This is a genomic window from Bacillus sp. FSL K6-1338, assembly GCF_038006965.1.
Classification (GTDB): Bacteria; Bacillota; Bacilli; order Bacillales; family Bacillaceae_G; genus Bacillus_A; species Bacillus_A thuringiensis_S.
This window is the reverse complement of sequence record NZ_JBBOWI010000002.1, coordinates 152970-173538: the sequence shown is the minus strand read 5'-3', so window position 1 is coordinate 173538 and position 20569 is coordinate 152970. Positions and strand designations below refer to the sequence as shown.

The following is a 20569-nucleotide window of genomic DNA, read 5'->3' as shown; positions in this document are numbered from 1 at the left end:
CGCATTGATAGATTATTATTTATTTCACACACATTTCTACAAGAATTTATTGTGATAAAATAGAGAAGATAGATTAATTTCAAGTGTTTTATTTATTTCAAATAAAATTTAATAGGCAATACCTACTAGATGAAAACAGAACCTATAAATACTTTTAAATTAAGATTTAAAAAGGACTACAGTTGGGAATAAACTGATATCAAGTATTAAGGAGAAAAATATGTTTAATTATCAAAAGCTTGTTTTCCATCAATTTGCTTGGAACTTATCAAATTTAATGAGGAAAAATAATATTACTAGTAATATAGAACTAGTTAGAAAAATTGATGAAAAAAACAAATATTTCTCAAGCTCTGGAAGTTATCTAATTGATCCAAGTGTAATAACTAATTTAAAGAAAATAAAGTTAACCAAAAATAATCCCTACTTATTAAGTAAAAATAAATTAGATTTATTAGCCAGTTTCTTTGATATTTCATCAAGTGAGTTAGTGATTGGTGATGAAACTCAGCAAAATAAGCTAATTAAAAATTTATTAACAAGCATACTGTTTGGTAAGCTCTCTTTATCGTTGTGTAGGCTAGATAAAGAATGGATTCAAATTGTAGAAAATTATAATCAAAAACTTACAAAAACAAGATGCTTATTAGTAAAGTTACTATGCTGTGATTTAGAGTTTTCATATATATTTAGCAGTGGAGTAGTTCAATTCCCCCAATTAAAGCAATTTAACGATAATAAATGGTTTGAATTTTCATGGTTCTCAGATGAATTTCTAGATGACTTTAAGGGAAGAAGTATTTTAAATAGGGCACTCTCTAAGATGTTTAGAATTATAGAAAGCCCACTCAAAAAAGAATTTAAAACTTTTTTTAATGAGTTAAATAATAAAGGATTGAAAACCCAAACTAATGAGCGCATCGTTACATTTATTACAGATACTATAAATTCTAAACTTTTAGAATTACTAAATTTCATGAGTACGTTCCCATTATCTTGTAATGGGATACTATTTTTACAAATTTCAATTATTGAGGGTTTGAATAATCGTTTTGAAGAAGAAAGATATTTTCAATTACAAAAACAGAGAAATGGACATTTAGAAGAATACGAATATACATATAATTCAGAATTAATGAATTGTGCAGAGAATGAATCTTTTAAAATATTGTTTAAATTTGAAAAGATAAAGGAGCTTCTACTGGAAGAATGAAAAAAGTATAAATGTTTAAATTTTATTCTTAAAAGAATTTCCAACAAAATATATAGAACAATTTTGATAAGGAAGTATAGAGAATACAACGGGGGAGTTTACTGATATCATATTCATTAAGATGAATATTAATAAGTTAAGATAATTACAATGATCACCCCCCCACCTTTAATTCTAGTGGGGGGGTGTACAAAACCAGATGAATCTTAATTATTTTCATCCATATTTTAATATCTAAAACTTTATTAAATCGGTGTCTTTTCTCCAATTAAAATTTTATTTTTCTTCACTCATATCACGTCCAATTTTTACAAATACAATTATATTTACAAGTCCGCCAAATCATTTTACTCTTATGTAGAAATTTCGTTTATATCAATTGTTTTTTAAGTAATATTCTTCTTCGTTAGTTACTTAAATTTAAACTAAAAGAAATGATTTCATTTGACTTCTCAAGCTTATTGATTTAACTTGACCATTAATTTAAAACTTTAAATATGGCCTGATATATTCACCAAATCTCTAACAAAGTTTCACTTATATTATTTTTCATATAAAAATCTCACCTTCACATCAAAAATATAACTATTAAAAATACATTAAATATAAAAATATCCCCAAAATACTTATATAAAAAGGAGAAGATTTAAACGCAACAATTTTTTTATCAATTAAACTATACAAAAATTATAAGATATATAAATTAATAAACTAGTTACTACTCCCTTAATGCTGTATTCATTATATAGGGTACAACTGTTACTTTATGTTTGTTGGATAAATCTTTTGCCTTCTCTTTAAAATACTTACCTTTCTCCTCAAAAGTAACTGTAGACTTTCTCCATTGCTTACAATAAAACCATCCTACTAAATAGATACCATAATTACATTCATTATCAGATAGATATCTATTTATCAGTTGTTCTTCCATTGCAATATCTAGTTCTCTATGCCAACAGCCTTTCACTTCTATTATAACTGTAATTTTTTTATTTCTTTGTTCAGTATGATCCTTAATAATTGCATTAATTTGTATATCTGTTCTTTCACCACTTCCAGTACCATATCCCCTTCTAATTTCTACTTCTCTATTCACAATAATTCCTCTATGATTTAAGTCCTCTTCAAGATGTCGTTTAATATAATCAGAAAAAGCATTCTCATTCTTAGGTCTAAATCCATTCTCTATTGACTCATTCCATAAATCAATCATTGCAGGCGTCTCCCCCTGCAATTTTTTTTGTAAACGATCTAATGATTTTAAAATTGCCTCTAATAATTGTTTTTCGTTGTATATTAAAAGATTCGATCCACCCAATAATAATTTACTAATATCTTTAGGGCTATGTGGTATCCAGTTATCTCTTATATAATTATGCTTTATAGAAGACCACATATACAATGCTTCCATATCATTCGGTAAAGCTTCTACGATTTCTTTTATTGCTTCATAAGCATTTTTGTTAGCTCGACCCCTTAACTCGTTTAATATTGATCCTTGCCACCCTATACAACTAGAATAGTCTACAATCTTTTCTTGACTGTTACATAAATTAGTTTTAATCCATAAGTAAAGTTCTTTTAAGTCCTTTTCTGTTACATACTTATTGCCAATTAAATTTCCAAGGTGTAAGCCCTTTGAGTAATCTTTTGTATCAATTCTGTGAAAAATTTCAATACCAAACTGTTTATCAGTATTAATGACTCCCCAAATAGTATCCCAACCCGCATCATAACCTTTACTAATCAAACAAGTTGCAATTTCTATTGCTTTATTCCTACAATCACCATTATTAGGTATAGGTTGTGTTAAGATTGATACTGCATATTCATATCCCTTTTTATAACCATTCTCTAAAAGAGCTCCTAACAAATATAATATTTTATCAATATCAGTTTTATCCGATTCCACTCTTTCTAATATGGATTCCGCTAACTTATCACACCAGTATATATAGCAAAAATCAGTAATTAAATTTCGAATTACATCTCGTTTATCTAACATATCCATAAATCCATTCAATATAATATGTTTATTTATTTTTATAGCTAACTTTAAAATATCATGATTCCATTTCTCTCCAAAAGGTGATGAATATGGGGAATATATGATAATAGGTGCCCATTTTTCCCATACTGTCTCAGGCAAAGTTATCAAGATATCTTGCTGAGCTTCATATAGAATTTCGAATGCTAATTTTCCAGCCTCAACATCTTTAGTAAAATGAATCATTTCATAAAAACTTTCCTTGTCTAACTGATAAGTCAATAGATAATTTAATGCAGCTTTAATTAATTTTTGCTTTATATTTTCATTTATAAGTAAAAGTCTAATTCTTTTTCTTGGATCTATTAAAAAGTTTATATTAAACTCATTTAATAATGGTTGATTACAGAAACTAATCCAAGAGTCCACAGCATTATCAATAGATAAATCAATTTCAGCAACTTCTTTTCTAACCAATACTTCATCCTTTAACAAGGTCTCTTCTTTTTTCATGTTTTCTTTTATTTGCTTATTTAATTTTTCTATTAACTTATCAATACTATTCCAAGAAAGCACTGAACTCTTGCTAGCTCTTATAGACTTTAACCATGATAAATCTTTAACTGTAAATAATTGATTTGCGACAAGTTCCATATAGGGAATTTCTGATTTATGTTCTAATTCTAATAAATATAAAGTTATTTTTTTCTTTTTGTCTAACCCATCTTTTAATATATATAAGGGATCTTTTGAAATTATAGGCTTAGCACTTTCATATCTAGAATACAATACCTCTTCTATTAAAGATTCTATTATAGTTTCATTATCAATACGTTTTAGTATAAGATATATTAATAAATCAATTACATAAGTAAATGTCCTTGAGGAATACATATTAAGTTTATCTCTTCCCCACTTTAAAGCTATCTTAAAATCAATGGTTTTAAAATTATTAACCAACCTTAATAGTCTTTTTTCATCAGAAGTTTGATTTATTTTAAATTTAAGTAATGCGGTCATGAACTCTTCAGTTTCAATTAAATTATTTTTTTTTAACAGATCTAAGATGTGCTCTAACACTGAATCTCTTAAATATACTCGGTTTGTAATTAATGGTTTTAAACATACTAGTTCTGTACTGCTTGCATATTTAAGATATGAAAGTATAGCTTTTTCCTGGATTTCACCGCCTCTATTTAAAGCTAAATCCAAATACTCTTGTTTAAAATCAATACTGCATTGAATTGCAATCTCCATTGCAATTACAACAGCTATTTCATCATTTGTATTGTTCAAAATAAAGTCTCTTAACTGTTGTTTAAGATTAATATGATTTAAACTACTATATATTTGATAATTTGCATAAAAGTTTCGATTATCCCTCTTATTTAGTGAGTTTAAAAACTTATCAATAAACCTTTCTTTTTGGGTACCATTTATATCTGTAAAATCAACTAAAAATAATACGTTATAATCTCTTTCTAAAATCTCCTCAAAAACAACTGGATTCATGCCTGCTATCCAAGCAGCTGTGGCATGAAGTTGAGGAATTATTTTTTCTTCTGAATCATTAGGATGAATAAGCAAATTCATAATTTGGTCATTATTAAGATGTTCATTTATAAAATTTGCTGCTAAAAACTCCGCGTATGTTAGATGCGCCCATCCATATTTATTTGTTCCACGTGCTACAAAAAGGGCTGTTCTTAATGCCTCTTCAACATCCGACTCCCTTTCTAAATTCATTATTGTTTCAATATCAACATAACCTATTTCAGACTTATTTATCACACCTAAGATGCCACTTGTATTTACAATACTTTTATTACAAAACAGAGTAATAGTTGCAATTATTGATATTAAATTCAAGCATTCTATTTCACTTAACCTACCAGCCTGTGATTGTTTTGTCTTACGGCTAGGATTAACCTCACTGACTAAACCCCTACATCCTTGTTTATAAATATCAATTCTTGAATTAGGTAACACGCCATATCCCGTATGATAGTAACCTATTAACATTTGCAAAGTAACAGGTGTTCCAGTAAATGAAACTAAATTTTTATTTTTTATTTCCTTTATAAAATCTTTTGTTGATATGTTATTTTCCTCTAAGGCTTTTATAATATCCTCCTTACATAATGGTGCTAGTTGATATATTCCACAGGAATCTTCCCCCCATAACTTCTTTAATTCTTTCTCTAATTCAAACACTTCTAAAATTATCCTACTAGCTATTCTTAAAGTTAATCTATAAAGTTTAGATTTATGCTCACGGAACTTTTTTATTAACATATTTGTCAAAGATTCATATTTAATAAATGATTCATCAAAGCTGTCTAAAAATAAATAAAGGTGTCCATTTCCATTAATCCATTCATCAAAAAAAGGATTTTCTAGTAGTTCTTCTTTTAAATCTTCACGAGTAGAAATTTTACTAAGGTCTACAAACTCCACTTTATCTATTTTATTAGCATTTCTAACTAGTTCTTGTTTGAGCTTACAATACTCCATCTCTATAGTATTAGATTTTCCTATTCCCGGCCCTCCCAAAAGAATTAAACATGTTTTATAAGAAATTGATTTAAAAGTAACTAGTTTCTGCTCTTTATTGTCCTTTGGGTTAACAATAAACCCATCATGATCGAAAATTACTTTTTCTTCTCTTTCATACCAATACCTGTTCCAACTGTAGTTCATTTTACCCATTTCTCCCCCATATCTTAATCATTAAAGATATTTTTACTTATATTAAAATTTATGAAAAATACTTTTAAAATTAATTTTCACAATAAATCTATGAATAATTTTCAAATTAAGTATCCTAGTTTCTTTTGGATATTATTCAATAAGAATATCCTCCCTCTCTTATAATAGCTCATTAATATTATTATATTAAAATAAACAATAATACGAATTTCCGATTTAAGAACTATATATAAACTTATTATTAATATTATATATCATGAACTCTCAAAATTAATTTTAGATTAATTAGAATATTTGATATTTTTGTGTGTAAAATATCCAAATTCTATTATTATTAATACATATACTGCAATAGAATGAGGAGGATACTATGGATACTTTAGTCAAAGAATATGAAGTAGTCGCTAATATGTTAAATGATTGGTATATTGAAATTCGTGCGAGACGCATTGATAATGCTCACCAGCTAAAAGAAGAAATTGATAATAGAATGATAGATGTCTCGGATCAGAGCTTGCACTTATATTACTCTCTATTAGATTTTCGTTATAAATACATAGTAGACAATTTAAACATTTCAAAAGATTGCTTCGACAAAGTAGAAAGTTTTCAAATTCCCGATGATAATATATTAACTTACTACTATCACTTCTTTAAAGCAATTCATGCAAGTACCGTTGGCAGCTATTCAATAGCCAGAGATCATTATGATAAAGCAGAAGAACTTCTAGATGAGGTATCTGATGAAATTGAGCAGGCTGAATTTTACTATAAAATTGGTGCTTTCCATTATGATATTTATGAATCACTCCAATCAATTAAGTATGTTAACAAAGCTAAAGAAATATTCTCTAAACATGAAAGCCATGAACGAAATATTGGATTCTGTGAAAACCTTTTAGGCATGGCATGTACCAATTTAAGAGAATGGGTACTAGCCGAAGAACATCTTGTAAAAGCAATGGATCTGTTCCAAAAAATTGGAGAAGAAAAATTCACTGTAATGGTTCGTCATAATTTAGGTTTATTATATGCAGGGCAAAATATGTCTGAATTAGCTATTCGCTACCTCTCTGAAGTATCCGAAAAGAAACCTAACCACTATAAAGCCATTTTCATCGAAGGTTGAGAACACTCTAAACTAGGAAACCAAGAAACTGCTAATATTTTATTTGAAAGAGGATTACAACTCTGTACAGAACTAAACAATGAAGAATATCAGCATCGGTTTAAAATTTTAAGAGACATTAATAATAATGTCCCTGCCGAGAAATTAGAAGCTACCGTTCTTGCAGGAATTGAATACTTTGAACGAGAAGATTTATATGAGTATATCTATGAATGCTGTAATGCTTTAGCAGAAAAGATTTTTGACCAAGGCCAGCATGCCAAAGCAGGTACATACTTCTATAAAGCAATGCAAGCTAAGAAAAAAGCCGATGCGAAAGGAGCTTTAAAATGAAAAAGCTAATTAAAATGATGAGTATTGCTACTGCTCTAATATTTACATTGGGAATTACATCTCAAACAGATAGTCACGTAGTAAAAGTCGTTCAAAGTATGATGGCAGACGGAGACCATGGTGGTTGATGTCCTTTGACCCGGAATATATTCCTGGGTCTTTTTTATTGATACAAGATATAAGTCGTTAGTTTAAACTATATTGTTGAGAAGGAAGGCTTATAAAAAGGAGGGGGAAAATGATTAAATACCCAGGAATTTCACCTTGTATTAGATCCGTTGTAATATTTTTCAAAAAGCATCTGTTAATAAAAATTCTAATCTGTCTAAATAAATTAAAAATTCCAGTTTATTATAATCCCTAATAAAATCCCCTCAAATTAGAAGTGTAACATCCATGTTTACTCACAGTCTTTTACACATTCTACTTTAAGGGGAGAGTATCCTATATTCTTATATATTCTCATAATAATTTGATAAACTAAAGAAAATTTCTATGAAGCTATGAGTTAAGAAATTCTTTGTTTACAATTAGAAAACTAATTAACTATGTCATAAATACAATAAATATTACATTATTATAAAACGATATACTTATTATTAACTTTAACCTATAATGTATCGATATTAGTAAGCTTTATTATAATTTAATATGCAGATCGTTTTGGGTTTGCTAGTCCCCATTCTTTAATTTGTGCCACCACTCTCCCTCTCATCTATTCAATCAGTAATTTTATAAAGCTCCCGTTTAAAAATATTCCAGTTTGTACGAATATGAAACAAATTAATAGATTGACAACAACTAATCTTTAAGTTTCACATACATGTATTGTCTTAAAAATTTCTTAAATTATTAAATCAGCAAAAACAACATACTTAGAGCATTGAATAGAATGTCCTTAAATGTTGAACATAAAAAAAGAGCGGTGTGTATTTTCCGCCCACAAATTAGAGAACATAATCGTTTTAATATGTGTTATTTTTTTATAATATCTATATCATTTACTTTTTTAAACTCAATAACTGCGGTTTCTATGTTGGCACTGTACTGATTAAGATACTCATGTGCCTTATTTAGAGATTCAGGGTCGTTTGTTTCTTTAAACAAACTAATAGCTTTTGCTGCTAATACAAGGTAACGCGTAGCTATTTCCAAATCTGTATGGGCGGAATTGTATTCATCAGGTATTTTCATCTTTTTGATTTCTCTTTGTGATTCTTCTAGATTTTTTACAGTGTCCTGAATATTAAGTATATCTGTTAATATAGTATTTGCTTCTTCTTTCGAATACACTACATTACCCTTTTCATAGTAGTTAAAGGAGTTTTCAATAGCTTTTTGAAATTGTATAGCATCATGTTGGAAGCCTTCAACATTAGATACAATTTGTTCTTCATACGATTCTTTTGATATAGGTACGCAACCTTTAGTTAGCCAAATTAATACAAAAATACAAATTACACTTCCAAACATTTGTGAGATAGTAGCGTCTCCGTTACGAATCCCTGATATTATAACCCATACAAAAACAAGTATTAGCAGAATACCAACAATTAGTCCTAAATTCAATTTGAATTACCACCCTTTTGAAATGAATTTTTAAAATTATATATCCGTATATAATTTTATTATAATTAAAAAAATAAATAGTTCAATGTTCTTACTAAACATAGTTTGTAACGACTCCCAATTCAACGCAAGGGGAGTATTATACGGAGAATATTTTAGAAATGGCATCAATCCGCTGAGAAATTAGAAGCTACGGTTCTTGTAGGAATTGAATACTTTGAACGAGAAGATTTATATGAGTATATCTATGAATGCTGTAATGCTTTAGCAGAAAAGATTTTCGAACAAGGCCAGCATGCCAAAGCAGGTACATACTTCTATAAAGCAATTCAAGCTAAGAAAAAAGCCGATGCGAAAGAAGCTTTAAAATGAAAAAGCTAATTAAAGTAATAAGTATTGCTACTGCTTTAATATTTAAATTGGGAATTACATCTCAAACAGATAGTCACGTAGTAAAAGTCGTTCAAAGTACGATGGCAGACGGAGACCACGATGGTTGATGTCCTTTGACCCGGAATTCAGTCCCGGGTCTTTTTTATTGAAACAAGATATAAATCGTCATTTTTAACTATTTAGTTGAGAAGGAATGATTATAAATAAGATAGGAACAGCTAATAATGTAAACTACTCTCAAATGCTACAAGATACATTAAAAAGCATTTAGGTGTTACTGAAAACAATAAAACATTTAAAAGAGATGAATTATCTTCATCCCTTTTTGTCTATCTCCATAAAAAAATCAAAAATTATTTATAGGAAATGATTACTAGTTTTTCTTTCCTATTCAAAAGCCTTCTTAATAACCCCAAAAGTAGCTATTAATGATCCCCCCAACAAAATTATCCCCAAAAGAAAATAAATGTTAAAAATTGCATAATACAAATACAAATTAGAATTTATCGGCAAATAAGGAAACAAAAAAGTTGCGAGTAAAAAAGTTAACGTAACGAGCATCAGTGTCAAATAGTTCAAATAAAAGTTTTTATTTTCCATTCTAGATTCATGATTTTGAAAAGACATACAAGCAATAGAAATTGCAATTAAACCTATAATTGTACTTATTCCTAATTTTGCTGTTTCCTGAAGCATTTCTGTTAACATTTTCATATTTCCTATGGTATTACATATTACAATAATCACTGTAATAATTGCTAAAGCAACGACTAATCGAGTAATAGATCGAATGTCTTTACGGATTTTTCTCATATATGATAGCCTCCTTCTATATAAGGATAAAAGAAAACTGGATATAAAATCAATAAAATCTAATATTAAGTTTTAAATAATACACTTCTCAAGAACATGGCTAGTCTTCATCATTAAGAACTTCATTACAAATGAACTCTTTAATCTCCTCTCTTAAATTTAAATAATACTTAATTTCCTATTTTATAATTCAACTCATACAAAGCTATATTTCTCATCTTAAAAAATTCCCATAGAAAAAAGTCCTTATATAGGTGCTTATATATAACTTTCCACTAATTCATTTTCAATATTAAGTGTCATTGAATCAATTGACGTTTTTAAAATTGAACGTTGAGGAACTGCAGGCTGTCGAACTTCTGTTTTTACCTTTTTCCCATAATATTCAATACCCTTTCGACAAAATTATTTATTATTTCGCGAAAAGGTACGATATTAAAATGCAGAACTTTTATATACATTCTTTTAGATTCTAGAGTTCTTTTTATCATTTGCAATTCTTTTTCAGTGAGCTCAATTCCTCTTTGCTTTTCTAGCTTAATTGCTAGTACATCTGTTTATTCACGGCCATTCTCCAACCAAACCAATTGTATAACGTCTTAAACCCTTTATTTCATATGAGTACTCTTCCATCGCACCAGAGAGCAACACATATGTATCACCTATCAAAATAGCAAATTCTCTTTCACGTCTTATTCCTTTACCTCTTTAACTTTTCCCTATCTATTAATCCCCATTTCTTTAAAAGAATTAATTTATTAAAATTTTCTTATATATACATCTATTTTCTTATATAAAACTATTACTATATAATTTGATATATCATTATATTAGTAAAAAGGAGTTTTAATTATGGAACTATGGCAAATGGCTCTACTATTTTTAATAATCATTTTCCCTTTAGATATGTACAAGAAAAATAAAGATAAGAAGGCCCATAAAATTTATTTAGATTTACTTCGCCAATCCAGTATTAATCAAATTGATCAAATGAATGGCCGACAATTCGAAGAATACTTAAGTTCCTTATACCAAGCGCTTGGGTACCAAACAGAAGTTACCAAAGGTTCTGGTGACTTTGGGGCTGACTTGGTTTTAAAAAATAATGGTACAAAAATCGTTGTACAAGCAAAGCGCTATAAAAATAAAGTCGGTATTCAATCCGTACAAGAAGTTGTTGGAGCTAAAAGATATTACGATGCTGTTCATGCTTGGGTTGTAACTAATAACTATTTCACAGAACCAGCACGTAAATTAGCACATGCAAATGATGTATTACTTATAGATCGTGACCTATTGATTAAATTAAGTGCGCAAGTCAATCGAGATAAAACAACAACTCGTACTGAAAGATATACTCCTAATTAATTTGGACACTCCTGTTAGTGTCTTTTTTATAACCTTTTCGCTATCTCATTCACCACATCCTCTCCAGTTTCAATTAAATATTTTTATTGAAACAAGATATAAATCGCCAGTTTTAACTATATAGTTGAGAAGGAATGCCTAAAAAAGAAGGAGGATCATGATGAAATATCAAACAATATTTCCCTTATTAAAAAAATCGCTTTTTATCTTTATACTTTCTTTCTGTATGTTAATTTTCACACTCCCTGCCTCTCCCTTTGCACAATCCAATAACAATGCAAACCCTGTTACAAATTACTATGTATCTCCAACAGGAAATGACCTCAATCCTGGTACATTAGATCACCCTTTCGCTACCATTCAAAAAGCTGCTAATGTCGCAAAAGAAGGAAGTACAATCTACATAAGAGGCGGGGTTTATAACCAAAAAGTTCGTGTCGCTCATTCTGGTACCTCAGGAGCACCCATTACTTTTCAAAATTACCAAGATGAAAAAGTCATTCTTGATGGTTCTAAAGTCAAGTTAGAAGATGATGGGTTATTTACAATAGAAGACAAAAATTATATTCAAGTAAAGGGATTAGAATTTCGTAACTTAAAGTCAACGAAAGTTAACGAAACCCCTATTGGTATTTATATCACTGGAGCAGGAAGTTACATTGATATTAGAAATAATTATATTCACCACATTGAAGCGAATGTAAAGGATGGAAACGCACACGGTATTGCTGTCTACGGTACTTCATCTAGTGCACAAAATAATTTAAATCATATTGTCATCGATAATAACGAAGTAACAAATTTAAAATTAGGATTAAGTGAGTCTATTGCTGTGAATGGGAATGTGGATTCTTTTGAAGTTACCAATAACAAAGTACATGATAACAACAACATTGGAATTGTTCTAATTGGACATGAAGGCGTATCTCCAGTAGCTTCTTTAGATCAGGCACGAAATGGAGTTGTTCGTAATAACATTGTCCACCACAATTCATCCATCAATAATACTAGTTATAATGAATATTCAGCTGATGGTATTTACGTGGATGGTGGGAAGGAAATTATCATTGAGCAAAATCAAAGCTATGAAAATGATCTCGGTATTGAAGTAGCTAGTGAACATGCAGGAAAAAGCGCAAGCCAAATTACTGTTAGAGACAATACAATATCCAATAATATCATGAGTGGCATTGCAATTGGTGGATATGACAGTAAGCAAGGATATGCTGAAAATAACATGATTACGAACAATGTAATTTATAAAAATGATACAAAAGATCAAGAGAGTGGCCAAATCGAATTAAATTACGATACTCGGAACAATGTAATTAACAATAACCAAATCTATGCAAGTAATAGCCGTATTTTTATTAGCAATAATTTTAATAAAAACACTGGAAACAAACTCGATTACAATCATTACTATGGTGAATTCGATCAAACTAATGGCTTATGGCAATGGAAAAGAAAAACGTATAAAGGATTTACATCTTATCAGGCAGGTATGAATCAAGAAGGAAATGAACAACATAGTGTATTTAACAAATTATCTCCTTCACTCAAACTACTTTTAAAATAAAGCAAACGCACTAAAACAACTTTATTTCAGCTCACTTCATCTCCCCTTCCTTACCTCTTCATTTTAATCAGGAAATTGAGGAAGAAAATGCTTCAAATAAAAGGATAACTCTTTTCTTATTCCCTACTAGTTATATTATTACGTATAATAAGGATATACATATATAAAACCACGTCACAAGGAGGCCTTTATCTTGAACTGCGGCTGGGCTGGAACTATTGAACAATTTAAGCAATTAGATGTACAGTTTTTTGTTAAACAATTGCTAGATCATATCTATAAAACCAATGCTAATGATTCAAAAATAACTTCTCAAAAGAAAGCATGGATTGATAGTTTCAATAAACTACAAAGTTTATTTAATCGATTTTCTAATTTAGATGCATCACTTATTTTTGAATATGAGATTTTACGCGGAGGCGGTCGTCGTCCAGATGTACTTTTACTAATCAATGGTTATCTGATAGTCCTCGAATGTAAAAGTTATAATAACGTTTCGCCTTCTGAATATATCCAAACATCCCTTTATATGCGTGATCTCGAACATTATCACTCGGCTATTCAACAATCTAACATGCAAGTCATAGGTGTTTTACTGATTACAAACTATGAAGGTGAACATTGGTTTTTCCAAAAAGATTACCAAGTAACCCTTTCCACCGTTGATGGATTGGAAACCATACTTAAACGAATATTAAATAAAACAGAAGCACCAACTTTAACGCTAGAGGAAGTAATCAATGGTGTCTATGAACCCTCACCTTCTATGCTAGAAGCTGCTCGATCCATTTTAAATAATGAACCGCTCCCTGACATTAAAGCTGTATCAAGCAGTAATTTTCCAGAAGTACAACAAACTGTACGCTCAATCATTGAAGAAGCTCAACTTACAAATACCCATCATCTCATTTTAGTATCTGGCGAGCCAGGAGCAGGTAAAACATATTTAGGTCTGACCATTGCACACGAGATGAAAAATGCAGTTTATTTATCTGGTAACGGCCCATTAGTAGACGTATTACAAGATACGTTGAAAAATAGAACCTTCGTACAAGGTCTATATGGCTATAAAATGGATTTTCTCGAAAAGAGAATGATTCCAAAAGAACAAATAATCATTTTTGATGAGGCCCAACGAGCATGGGATACAAAAAAAGTCGATCAATCGCTCACTAAACGAAATCGAACAGCCCAAAACTTAAGCGAACCGGATATTATAATGAATATTACAACAAACAATAAACCGTGGAGTGTAACAATTGGCTTAATCGGAGACGGACAGGAGATCTATTCTGGAGAAGAAGGCGGTCTCGCCCTGTGGAATCATGCGATCGCTGGAAAAAACGTGACTGTTCACTCTAAACATTCTAATTCTATATTCACAAATGCAGCACATTATAGAACACATTCTCAGCTACATTTAAACTCATCTTTCCGTGCTCATGCAGCTTTAAAATACTATAAAATTATTAATACCTTATTAGATGCTAATTTTGAACAAACAAAACAGCTTATTCATAAGCTACCAAAAGAACATTATCAACTTTTTATTACGCGTGATTTAGCCAAAGCCAAACACACTTTACATCAGCTTTATCAGGATGATACAAAAACAGTTGGCGTTGTCTGTGCTGGTGGCGCTGATCATCAAAAAGAAGTCCCCGTTCTACCAAGAGATGAACGATATGAACGCCCTAGTAAGATCGCTCAATACTTTAACTATGCCGAATCCCAATACTATTGTAGAGCGCTCAACTACAGCTCAACTGAATTCCAAACACAGGGTCTTGAACTAGATATGACGCTTGTTCATTGGGATGATGATCTATATCTACAAAATGGGAATTGGAAGGGGCAACACTATCAATGGGGTGTTGAAGATCCATTCCAAATTAAACTCAATGCATATAGAGTTATTTTAACAAGAGGTCGGGATGGAACAATTATTTACATACCACCAAAACCCATTCTAGATGAGACTTGGAACTTATTAAAAAACCACTTGCATATTCCTGAATTAACGTTTTAAGGCTTATAATAAGAGACGATATTCTAGACTCCTTTAGAATATCGTCTCTTATTTTTTTTATTTTATAACAACCAGAGAATTGTTCTTACATGCCTTAAAACATTACAAGAAGGAGTTTCTTTAAACAACTAGTATTATAAGAAATTGTCACTTAAGAAGTTGCTGTTTCTTTTATTCCTCTAAAAACTGAATCGCTTTGCGGTATTTTTCTAATCGTTTTAGGTCTTTATCTGTTATCCTAGCAAGTCTTGAACGATCAGAATTATGTTTTAAGTCTGCAAGTTTAACTGTACGGGCAAGAGAATTTTCTTTCACTCTGCTCAGAAATTCAAAATAAGGTGTGTATTTCTCTTTTGTCAGTACCTGCACTGCCTCAACTACGTTATGAGGTATACCAGCACTTAACAGATCATTAGCAGTTATCTCAGTATCTTCCAGAACATCATGCAAATAAGCAGTAGCCTTCTCTTCGTTCGTATTTACAAAGCTAGCAACTGCCTCAGGGTGTTTGATATAATCCATACCTGCTTTATCTACTTGCCCAGCATGGGCTTTTTGGGCTATCTCATAAGCTATCTTTATATAATCAGGTAACATCGCAAAAACTCCCTTTCTTTAAACAAAATCTCCCCCTCTAGTAAGCTGTTCTAAAAGTGAAGGAGGAAAATATTGATATAATCCCTCAGCAAATCATTGGAGTTCATCTTAAAACAAAAAATTTATAAAAATTGCCATCCTCTCTGTATATTTCTACAAAAAGAATAGCGTTTTTTGGTTATACGGATACAATTTTATTTTAATTTGAATTACGCCCTTTTCTCTTACGGGTATTTACTATATTAATGAAGAAAATTAGTCCGAAGATAAGGAATAAAAATGGGTGTACCCATGTTCTAAAATTAACAAGACTTATAATAAGCATTATAATGCAAAGGATACAACCTATAATATCAATGCTAAAAGATAACTTCCCCTTTATTTTTTTCATTTATAACTATTCCCTTCCAGATGCCACCTTTAATTTATAATTCTCAATATAATAATAACATACGTTTCGAATTTCAAATTCTTTACATTTAATCACTTTTTTTGTTCTGGTACAATAAATACTGTTATTGTGTGCACCCGGGTAGCAAGATAGCAATTACCGATGAAATTAAAAGTAAATCTGAACAGGTTGAAGAATCCATTACAAAAAAGCTAACGAAGCAAAAATAAACAACATATAGATTTGAATTATATTTCTCAACAACCAAAATTACTTAATGTGGTAAAATAATATTCGGGTTGGCACCCAATACCATATTACGATGGTTCCAGTCGCAGCAAGGCACCTTTGGGTGTCTTTTCTTTTGCTTAAAACACATTCTGGCAAAATACCTGTATCTTTGTTAATTTACGACTCACATAAACCAACAAACTTCGTATATATAGTTTGTTACCCTAAATGGGTTGACAATACGAACAGTTATAGGAGGATTTTGTGAATGGTAAAAACAGCATGTGTAAGTATGATTACTGGCATTCTTTTAATATGTTCAACAGGATGTGCCACTCAAACTGATTCTATTACAACTAAAACTCAATCAGTAGATGATGGCGCATATACAACAAAAGAAATCACAGACGCATTTCCTGTAGGAACCCCCATAACTACTTACATTCAAAAAGAAGATAAACTGAACGTAAAACATATCACCAGTATTACACTTACAGATGGTGGCGTCGGTAGAGTTTTGGAAGCAACAGATGGTTTTGTTGTCGTATGTGGGAATGAAAAAGGAATTTTTGATGTATTAATATTTAAAACCATGGAAGATGTAAAGAAATATGAACAGAGTTTAAAGCGATAATTAATATCCTTCTTATGCCTTTTACACAGACATTGTCCTCTATCTCTTGCTATGGCCTTTTCTAAGTACAGTATAATTGCGTCATGAATACACACACGTTATAATAGTCACCTAATTACATATGAAGAGGTGCAGAAAATGAATAAAACTGAATTAACAAAAGTAGTAGCAGAAAAAGCTGAACTTACACAAAAAGATGCTGCAGCAGCAACACAAGCATTATTAGATACAATAACAAATGCGTTAGCAACTGGAGAGAAAGTACAGATTCTTGGTTTTGGTACATTTGAAGTACGTGAAAGATCTGCACGTACAGGACGTAACCCACAAACAGGTGAAGAAATGCAAATCGCGGCTTCAAAAGCACCTGCTTTTAAAGCAGGAAAAGAATTAAAAGAGGCAGTGAAATAATTACACATAGTCAAAAGGCTTTCCACGCCCCAGCTTTGCCCCCTCCCCTTCGCATATCCTATTTTGGCTAGCTAATCTGGTTTGTTAAGGGGTGGAAAAGAGAAGAAGGGCAAAAAAAAGAATCCTTTAAAGTGCAGTGACCCCTGTCAAGTAGATAGTATTGAAAAAGCGCAACTAAGCAACCTGAGTTCTATATTTATATGGACTCAGGTTATTTAATTTCTTTTGAAATCTTTGATGATTATAAAAATGTATGTATTTGCGCACGGCAAATTTAACCTCATGCGCTTTGCGGAAGGAATATAAATGAAAGCATTCTGCTTTAAAGTGACTGAAGAAGTTTTCCATACAAGCATTATCCCAACAGTTGCCTCTTCGAGACATGCTTACCTTCATCTGATATTTTGTAAGTAATTGATTATAGTGACGAGATGTATACTGAGATCCTTGATCACTATGTAAGAGAATTCCCTTTACATTTCGTTTTTTCTTTGCCTTTTTAAGTGTATCTAACACAAGCTTTAAGTCGTTTCTACGGCTGGTTTCATAGGCAACAATTTCATTGTTGTACAAATCCTTAATAACTGATAAGTACAAGCGTTGTCCATTAAAAATCAAATAGGTTATATCCGTTACCCATTTCTCATTTGGTTTTGAGGCTTGAAAGTCCCTATTTAGATGGTTATCTGAAATTACATATGCCTCTTTTTTTCCGTAATAAGGTCTCTTTTTTCTAATTATGGCTTTGATGCCTAATTCATTCATCAATCTTTGTATACGCTTATGATTCAAATGAAGGTTATATGTGACTTTCAGCCACACTTGCACTCTTCTATATCCATAAATCCCTTTTAGTTTTTTATGACACTCCAATATCTTTTTCTTGATTTAAGTGTCCGCTAGTTGTTTTTCAGAAGGCACTAAGTGCCGTTTTATTCACTTGTAATACCCACTTCTAGTTATACCAGCAATGGTACATAATAGGGTAACCGTATACCCCTTTTCTAACATCTCAAATATTACTTCAAACTTTCTCGTTTTGGATATAGCTTGCATGCCTCCTTTTACATCCCTAAGAGCTTTTTTAACATTTCATTTTCCGCTTCTAATCGTTTAATCTTGGCTTCTGGATCTTCTGGTCTAACTCTTGGTCTGCCTAAACCTGGTCCTTTCGCTTTACCGCGTTTTTCTTCTAATCCTTTAATATCTTCAGCTTCAAAGTGTTTTACCCAACGACTTACAACTGAGTGATGAATACCTAATTCTTCCGCAACAGTTTTATAGCTCATGGCTTCTTTTAAATATAAATCTATAGCTTTTTTCTTAAATTCTACATCGTAAGTAACTCTAATTTTTCCCATAGAAAAATCCCCTCCATAGTAAATAGGTTAATGTGCTTTCTTTTTCCTGTCTACTATAAGGGGATCATATTAGAATGAAGGTGTTTTTTTCTTATAAGTCAGCGTGTGTTTGTAATAAATAATCTGGTCTTGCTGGTGCACCTCCACCGTCTCCTATATTTACAGCTTGATTTTTAAAAGAGTCGTTTAACCCTAACGATAGGATACTAATTAAAGATATTCCAAGTATAGTTAGATAGATTTTTTTCATTATTTTAACGCTCCTTTTTCTAATTCATTTTTTTGAGCTGTATTGCTCATGTAAAAATATTGACTTGCTTTGTTATGGTTATTTTCTTCATAAAACTTTAGAGCTAAGATATCAGCATATTCTTTTACGCATTCCCATAGTTTTTCTTGTTTGAAATAAGTAATACCTTCTGAAATAAATATTTCTAAAGTTAATGTAGGGACATTGTTGTTGAGAGCTTTTAAAATTTTAAAACGATGTTGGAATTCTTGATTGTTAAAATCGTTACTAAGTTTTAATCCTTTTTGAATTAGTTGATCGCTGTAATTATGGTCATTTATCTTATAGTATTCATATGCTTCTACGAAAAATGCTTTGAAATGGTTAGGATTGTTCTTTGTTACTTCAGATACATGACGAATTGCGAGTTTAGATAAATTTTGTTTTGAATATAACCAAGCTAAATTATGTCTTACCATAAGGATAGAATTTTTATGATTATTTTTTTGGAATGTGTCTAGTGCCTTATTAAATGACTCCTCAGCTAATTCGAAATGTTTTAAATCAATACAACACAGACCTATAAAATTGTCACATAGTGCTACATTTATTTCATAACCTTCATGTTTTAAAAATTCTTCTTTAGCTAATTTTATATAATCAAGAGCTATTACTTGTTTATAGATTTGATAATAAAAATATCCCATTCGATAATTAAATTCAGCATGTTCTATTGGATCAGGAATGTGTATTAATAGTTCTTTAGCTTTTTCATAGTGTTCACTTGCTTCAGTGTAATTGGATGTTAAAGTAGAATGGAATGCTTTAAAAAAGTGATAATAATAAGCTAGGAAGTCATCTGCTGGAGTTGTGAAATTATCCATTTCATCAAAACTGCTTTCGTTAATACTTATCCAATCTGTTAATGCTTTGTATCTAAAATCTAATAAAGAATAATATAAGAGTACGTTTTGATTTTCTTTGACATTGTTAATTTCATTGTCTACATACTCTTTTAATTGTTTTGCTTTAACTAATTGTTGTTTTAGCATGGATTGATACCAGTCGTTTAATAATTTTGTTATTTGTTCATTTTCTAGTTGAACATTCATAGAATCTTCCCCTTTTCCAAAATTATCTATATCTAATGTAAAACCATGGTATCATGGTATTACATTAGATTAACCTTTAAATAAGTTGATATATATAATTTAAAATATTCTGTTTATTTTACCTTTAATTTTATTGCGGCCTTTATGTGGTAATAAAATTTAAGGAGGAACAGGTACGAATACAAATACCTTTCACGGGCTATGTTATTTCAGCAGACGATAATTACTTAATTGTTGCTGATGCTTTTACGAAAGAAGACGCACTTTATTATCAGAATAATTGATGGGAGCTAGTTTCCCAAAATAAAATTTTAAGAGTACCTGTATCCAATGGTGAAAACTACAAATTAGGTGAAAAATTAAATGTATACGCTGCTGCTTGGACTTACTCTTTACCACCAATCGCTATAATGCCAACAATTGAAAAAGTAGTTTATTAAATACTGCTTATCTAATAAAAGAAACATTGCCCTAATTAGAG

Annotated in this window: 16 protein-coding genes and 2 pseudogenes; 10 read left to right on the top strand and 8 right to left on the bottom strand. The window is 30.5% G+C overall.

Annotated elements, in window-relative coordinates; translation table 11 throughout:
- Window positions 1-220 precede the first annotated feature (220 nt).
- Window positions 221-1213, top strand: a complete 993-nt coding sequence (locus tag NZ044_RS27920; RefSeq protein WP_340950100.1) for a hypothetical protein — start codon at window positions 221-223, stop codon at window positions 1211-1213.
- A 718-nt stretch (window positions 1214-1931) separates the two neighbouring features.
- Here NZ044_RS27920 and NZ044_RS27915 read toward each other — a convergent pair.
- The gene (locus NZ044_RS27915; RefSeq protein ID WP_340950099.1) at window positions 1932-5909 is read right to left on the bottom strand and encodes an NACHT domain-containing protein; all 3978 of its coding nucleotides are present in this window, start codon (window positions 5907-5909) and stop codon (window positions 1932-1934) included.
- A gap of 370 nt (window positions 5910-6279) precedes the next feature.
- Here NZ044_RS27915 and NZ044_RS27910 point away from each other — a divergent pair.
- Window positions 6280-7371 (top strand): annotated as a pseudogene (locus tag NZ044_RS27910) (response regulator aspartate phosphatase).
- Window positions 7368-7499 carry a hypothetical protein gene (locus NZ044_RS27905; RefSeq protein ID WP_340950098.1) on the top strand — a complete coding sequence of 44 codons (132 nt, stop codon included), beginning with the start codon at window positions 7368-7370 and terminating at the stop codon, window positions 7497-7499. The pseudogene NZ044_RS27910 and the gene NZ044_RS27905 overlap by 4 nt, the downstream one beginning before the upstream one ends.
- Window positions 7500-8346: 847 nt before the next feature.
- Here the strand turns inward: NZ044_RS27905 and NZ044_RS27900 are convergent.
- Window positions 8347-8940 carry a hypothetical protein gene (locus NZ044_RS27900; RefSeq protein ID WP_001048487.1) on the bottom strand — a complete coding sequence of 198 codons (594 nt, stop codon included), beginning with the start codon at window positions 8938-8940 and terminating at the stop codon, window positions 8347-8349.
- A 368-nt stretch (window positions 8941-9308) separates the two neighbouring features.
- Here NZ044_RS27900 and NZ044_RS27895 point away from each other — a divergent pair, with 368 nt between their 5' ends.
- Window positions 9309-9440: a hypothetical protein gene (locus NZ044_RS27895; RefSeq protein ID WP_254905288.1), complete on the top strand. Its 132-nt coding sequence runs from the start codon at window positions 9309-9311 to the stop codon at window positions 9438-9440.
- 280 nt (window positions 9441-9720) lie between these two features.
- On the opposite strand, the gene NZ044_RS27890 is transcribed toward NZ044_RS27895, so the two are convergent.
- Window positions 9721-10146: a hypothetical protein gene (locus NZ044_RS27890; RefSeq protein ID WP_086398087.1), complete on the bottom strand. Its 426-nt coding sequence runs from the start codon at window positions 10144-10146 to the stop codon at window positions 9721-9723.
- Between the two features lie 852 nt (window positions 10147-10998).
- Between NZ044_RS27890 and NZ044_RS27885 the strand changes: the two genes are divergently transcribed.
- The 3 genes from NZ044_RS27885 (at window position 10999) to NZ044_RS27875 (ending at window position 15122) form a co-directional block, all read left to right on the top strand.
- On the top strand, window positions 10999-11514 hold the full coding sequence (locus NZ044_RS27885) for a restriction endonuclease (RefSeq protein ID WP_445661950.1): 516 nt from the start codon (window positions 10999-11001) through the stop codon (window positions 11512-11514).
- A gap of 160 nt (window positions 11515-11674) precedes the next feature.
- The gene (locus NZ044_RS27880) at window positions 11675-13093 is read left to right on the top strand and encodes a right-handed parallel beta-helix repeat-containing protein (protein ID WP_340950097.1); all 1419 of its coding nucleotides are present in this window, start codon (window positions 11675-11677) and stop codon (window positions 13091-13093) included.
- Window positions 13094-13286: 193 nt separating this feature from the next.
- Window positions 13287-15122: a DNA/RNA helicase domain-containing protein gene (locus NZ044_RS27875; protein WP_340950096.1), complete on the top strand. Its 1836-nt coding sequence runs from the start codon at window positions 13287-13289 to the stop codon at window positions 15120-15122.
- 171 nt (window positions 15123-15293) lie between these two features.
- Here the strand turns inward: NZ044_RS27875 and NZ044_RS27870 are convergent, their stop codons facing one another.
- The gene (locus NZ044_RS27870; protein ID WP_340950095.1) at window positions 15294-15719 is read right to left on the bottom strand and encodes an HD domain-containing protein; all 426 of its coding nucleotides are present in this window, start codon (window positions 15717-15719) and stop codon (window positions 15294-15296) included.
- Between the two features lie 890 nt (window positions 15720-16609).
- On the opposite strand from NZ044_RS27870, the gene NZ044_RS27865 reads away from it, so the two are divergent.
- Together NZ044_RS27865 and NZ044_RS27860 are read left to right on the top strand one after the other, a co-directional pair.
- Window positions 16610-16975, top strand: coding sequence for a hypothetical protein (locus NZ044_RS27865; RefSeq protein ID WP_000241086.1), 366 nt, complete (start codon window positions 16610-16612; stop codon window positions 16973-16975).
- 138 nt (window positions 16976-17113) lie between these two features.
- Window positions 17114-17386: an HU family DNA-binding protein gene (locus NZ044_RS27860; protein WP_001043943.1), complete on the top strand. Its 273-nt coding sequence runs from the start codon at window positions 17114-17116 to the stop codon at window positions 17384-17386.
- 174 nt (window positions 17387-17560) lie between these two features.
- Here NZ044_RS27860 and NZ044_RS27855 read toward each other — a convergent pair whose 3' ends face one another.
- From NZ044_RS27855 to NZ044_RS27840, 4 genes are all read right to left on the bottom strand, one after another.
- A complete protein-coding gene (locus NZ044_RS27855; protein ID WP_242476485.1) occupies window positions 17561-18259 on the bottom strand; it encodes an IS3 family transposase in 699 nt (232 codons plus the stop codon).
- Between the two features lie 191 nt (window positions 18260-18450).
- Complete coding sequence (locus tag NZ044_RS27850; protein WP_074790082.1) at window positions 18451-18747, bottom strand: transposase; 297 nt, start codon at window positions 18745-18747, stop codon at window positions 18451-18453.
- 91 nt (window positions 18748-18838) lie between these two features.
- Window positions 18839-18997, bottom strand: coding sequence for a Phr family secreted Rap phosphatase inhibitor (locus tag NZ044_RS27845; protein ID WP_000725639.1), 159 nt, complete (start codon window positions 18995-18997; stop codon window positions 18839-18841).
- Entirely contained in the window at window positions 18997-20088 is a 1092-nt protein-coding gene (locus NZ044_RS27840; protein WP_074790084.1) for a response regulator aspartate phosphatase, read from the bottom strand. Before NZ044_RS27840 ends, NZ044_RS27845 begins: the two co-directional genes overlap by 1 nt.
- A 170-nt stretch (window positions 20089-20258) precedes the next feature.
- Here NZ044_RS27840 and NZ044_RS27835 point away from each other — a divergent pair.
- A pseudogene (locus tag NZ044_RS27835) lies at window positions 20259-20528 on the top strand (DUF3221 domain-containing protein); the annotation flags it as partial.
- Between the last annotated feature and the right edge of the window lie 41 nt (window positions 20529-20569).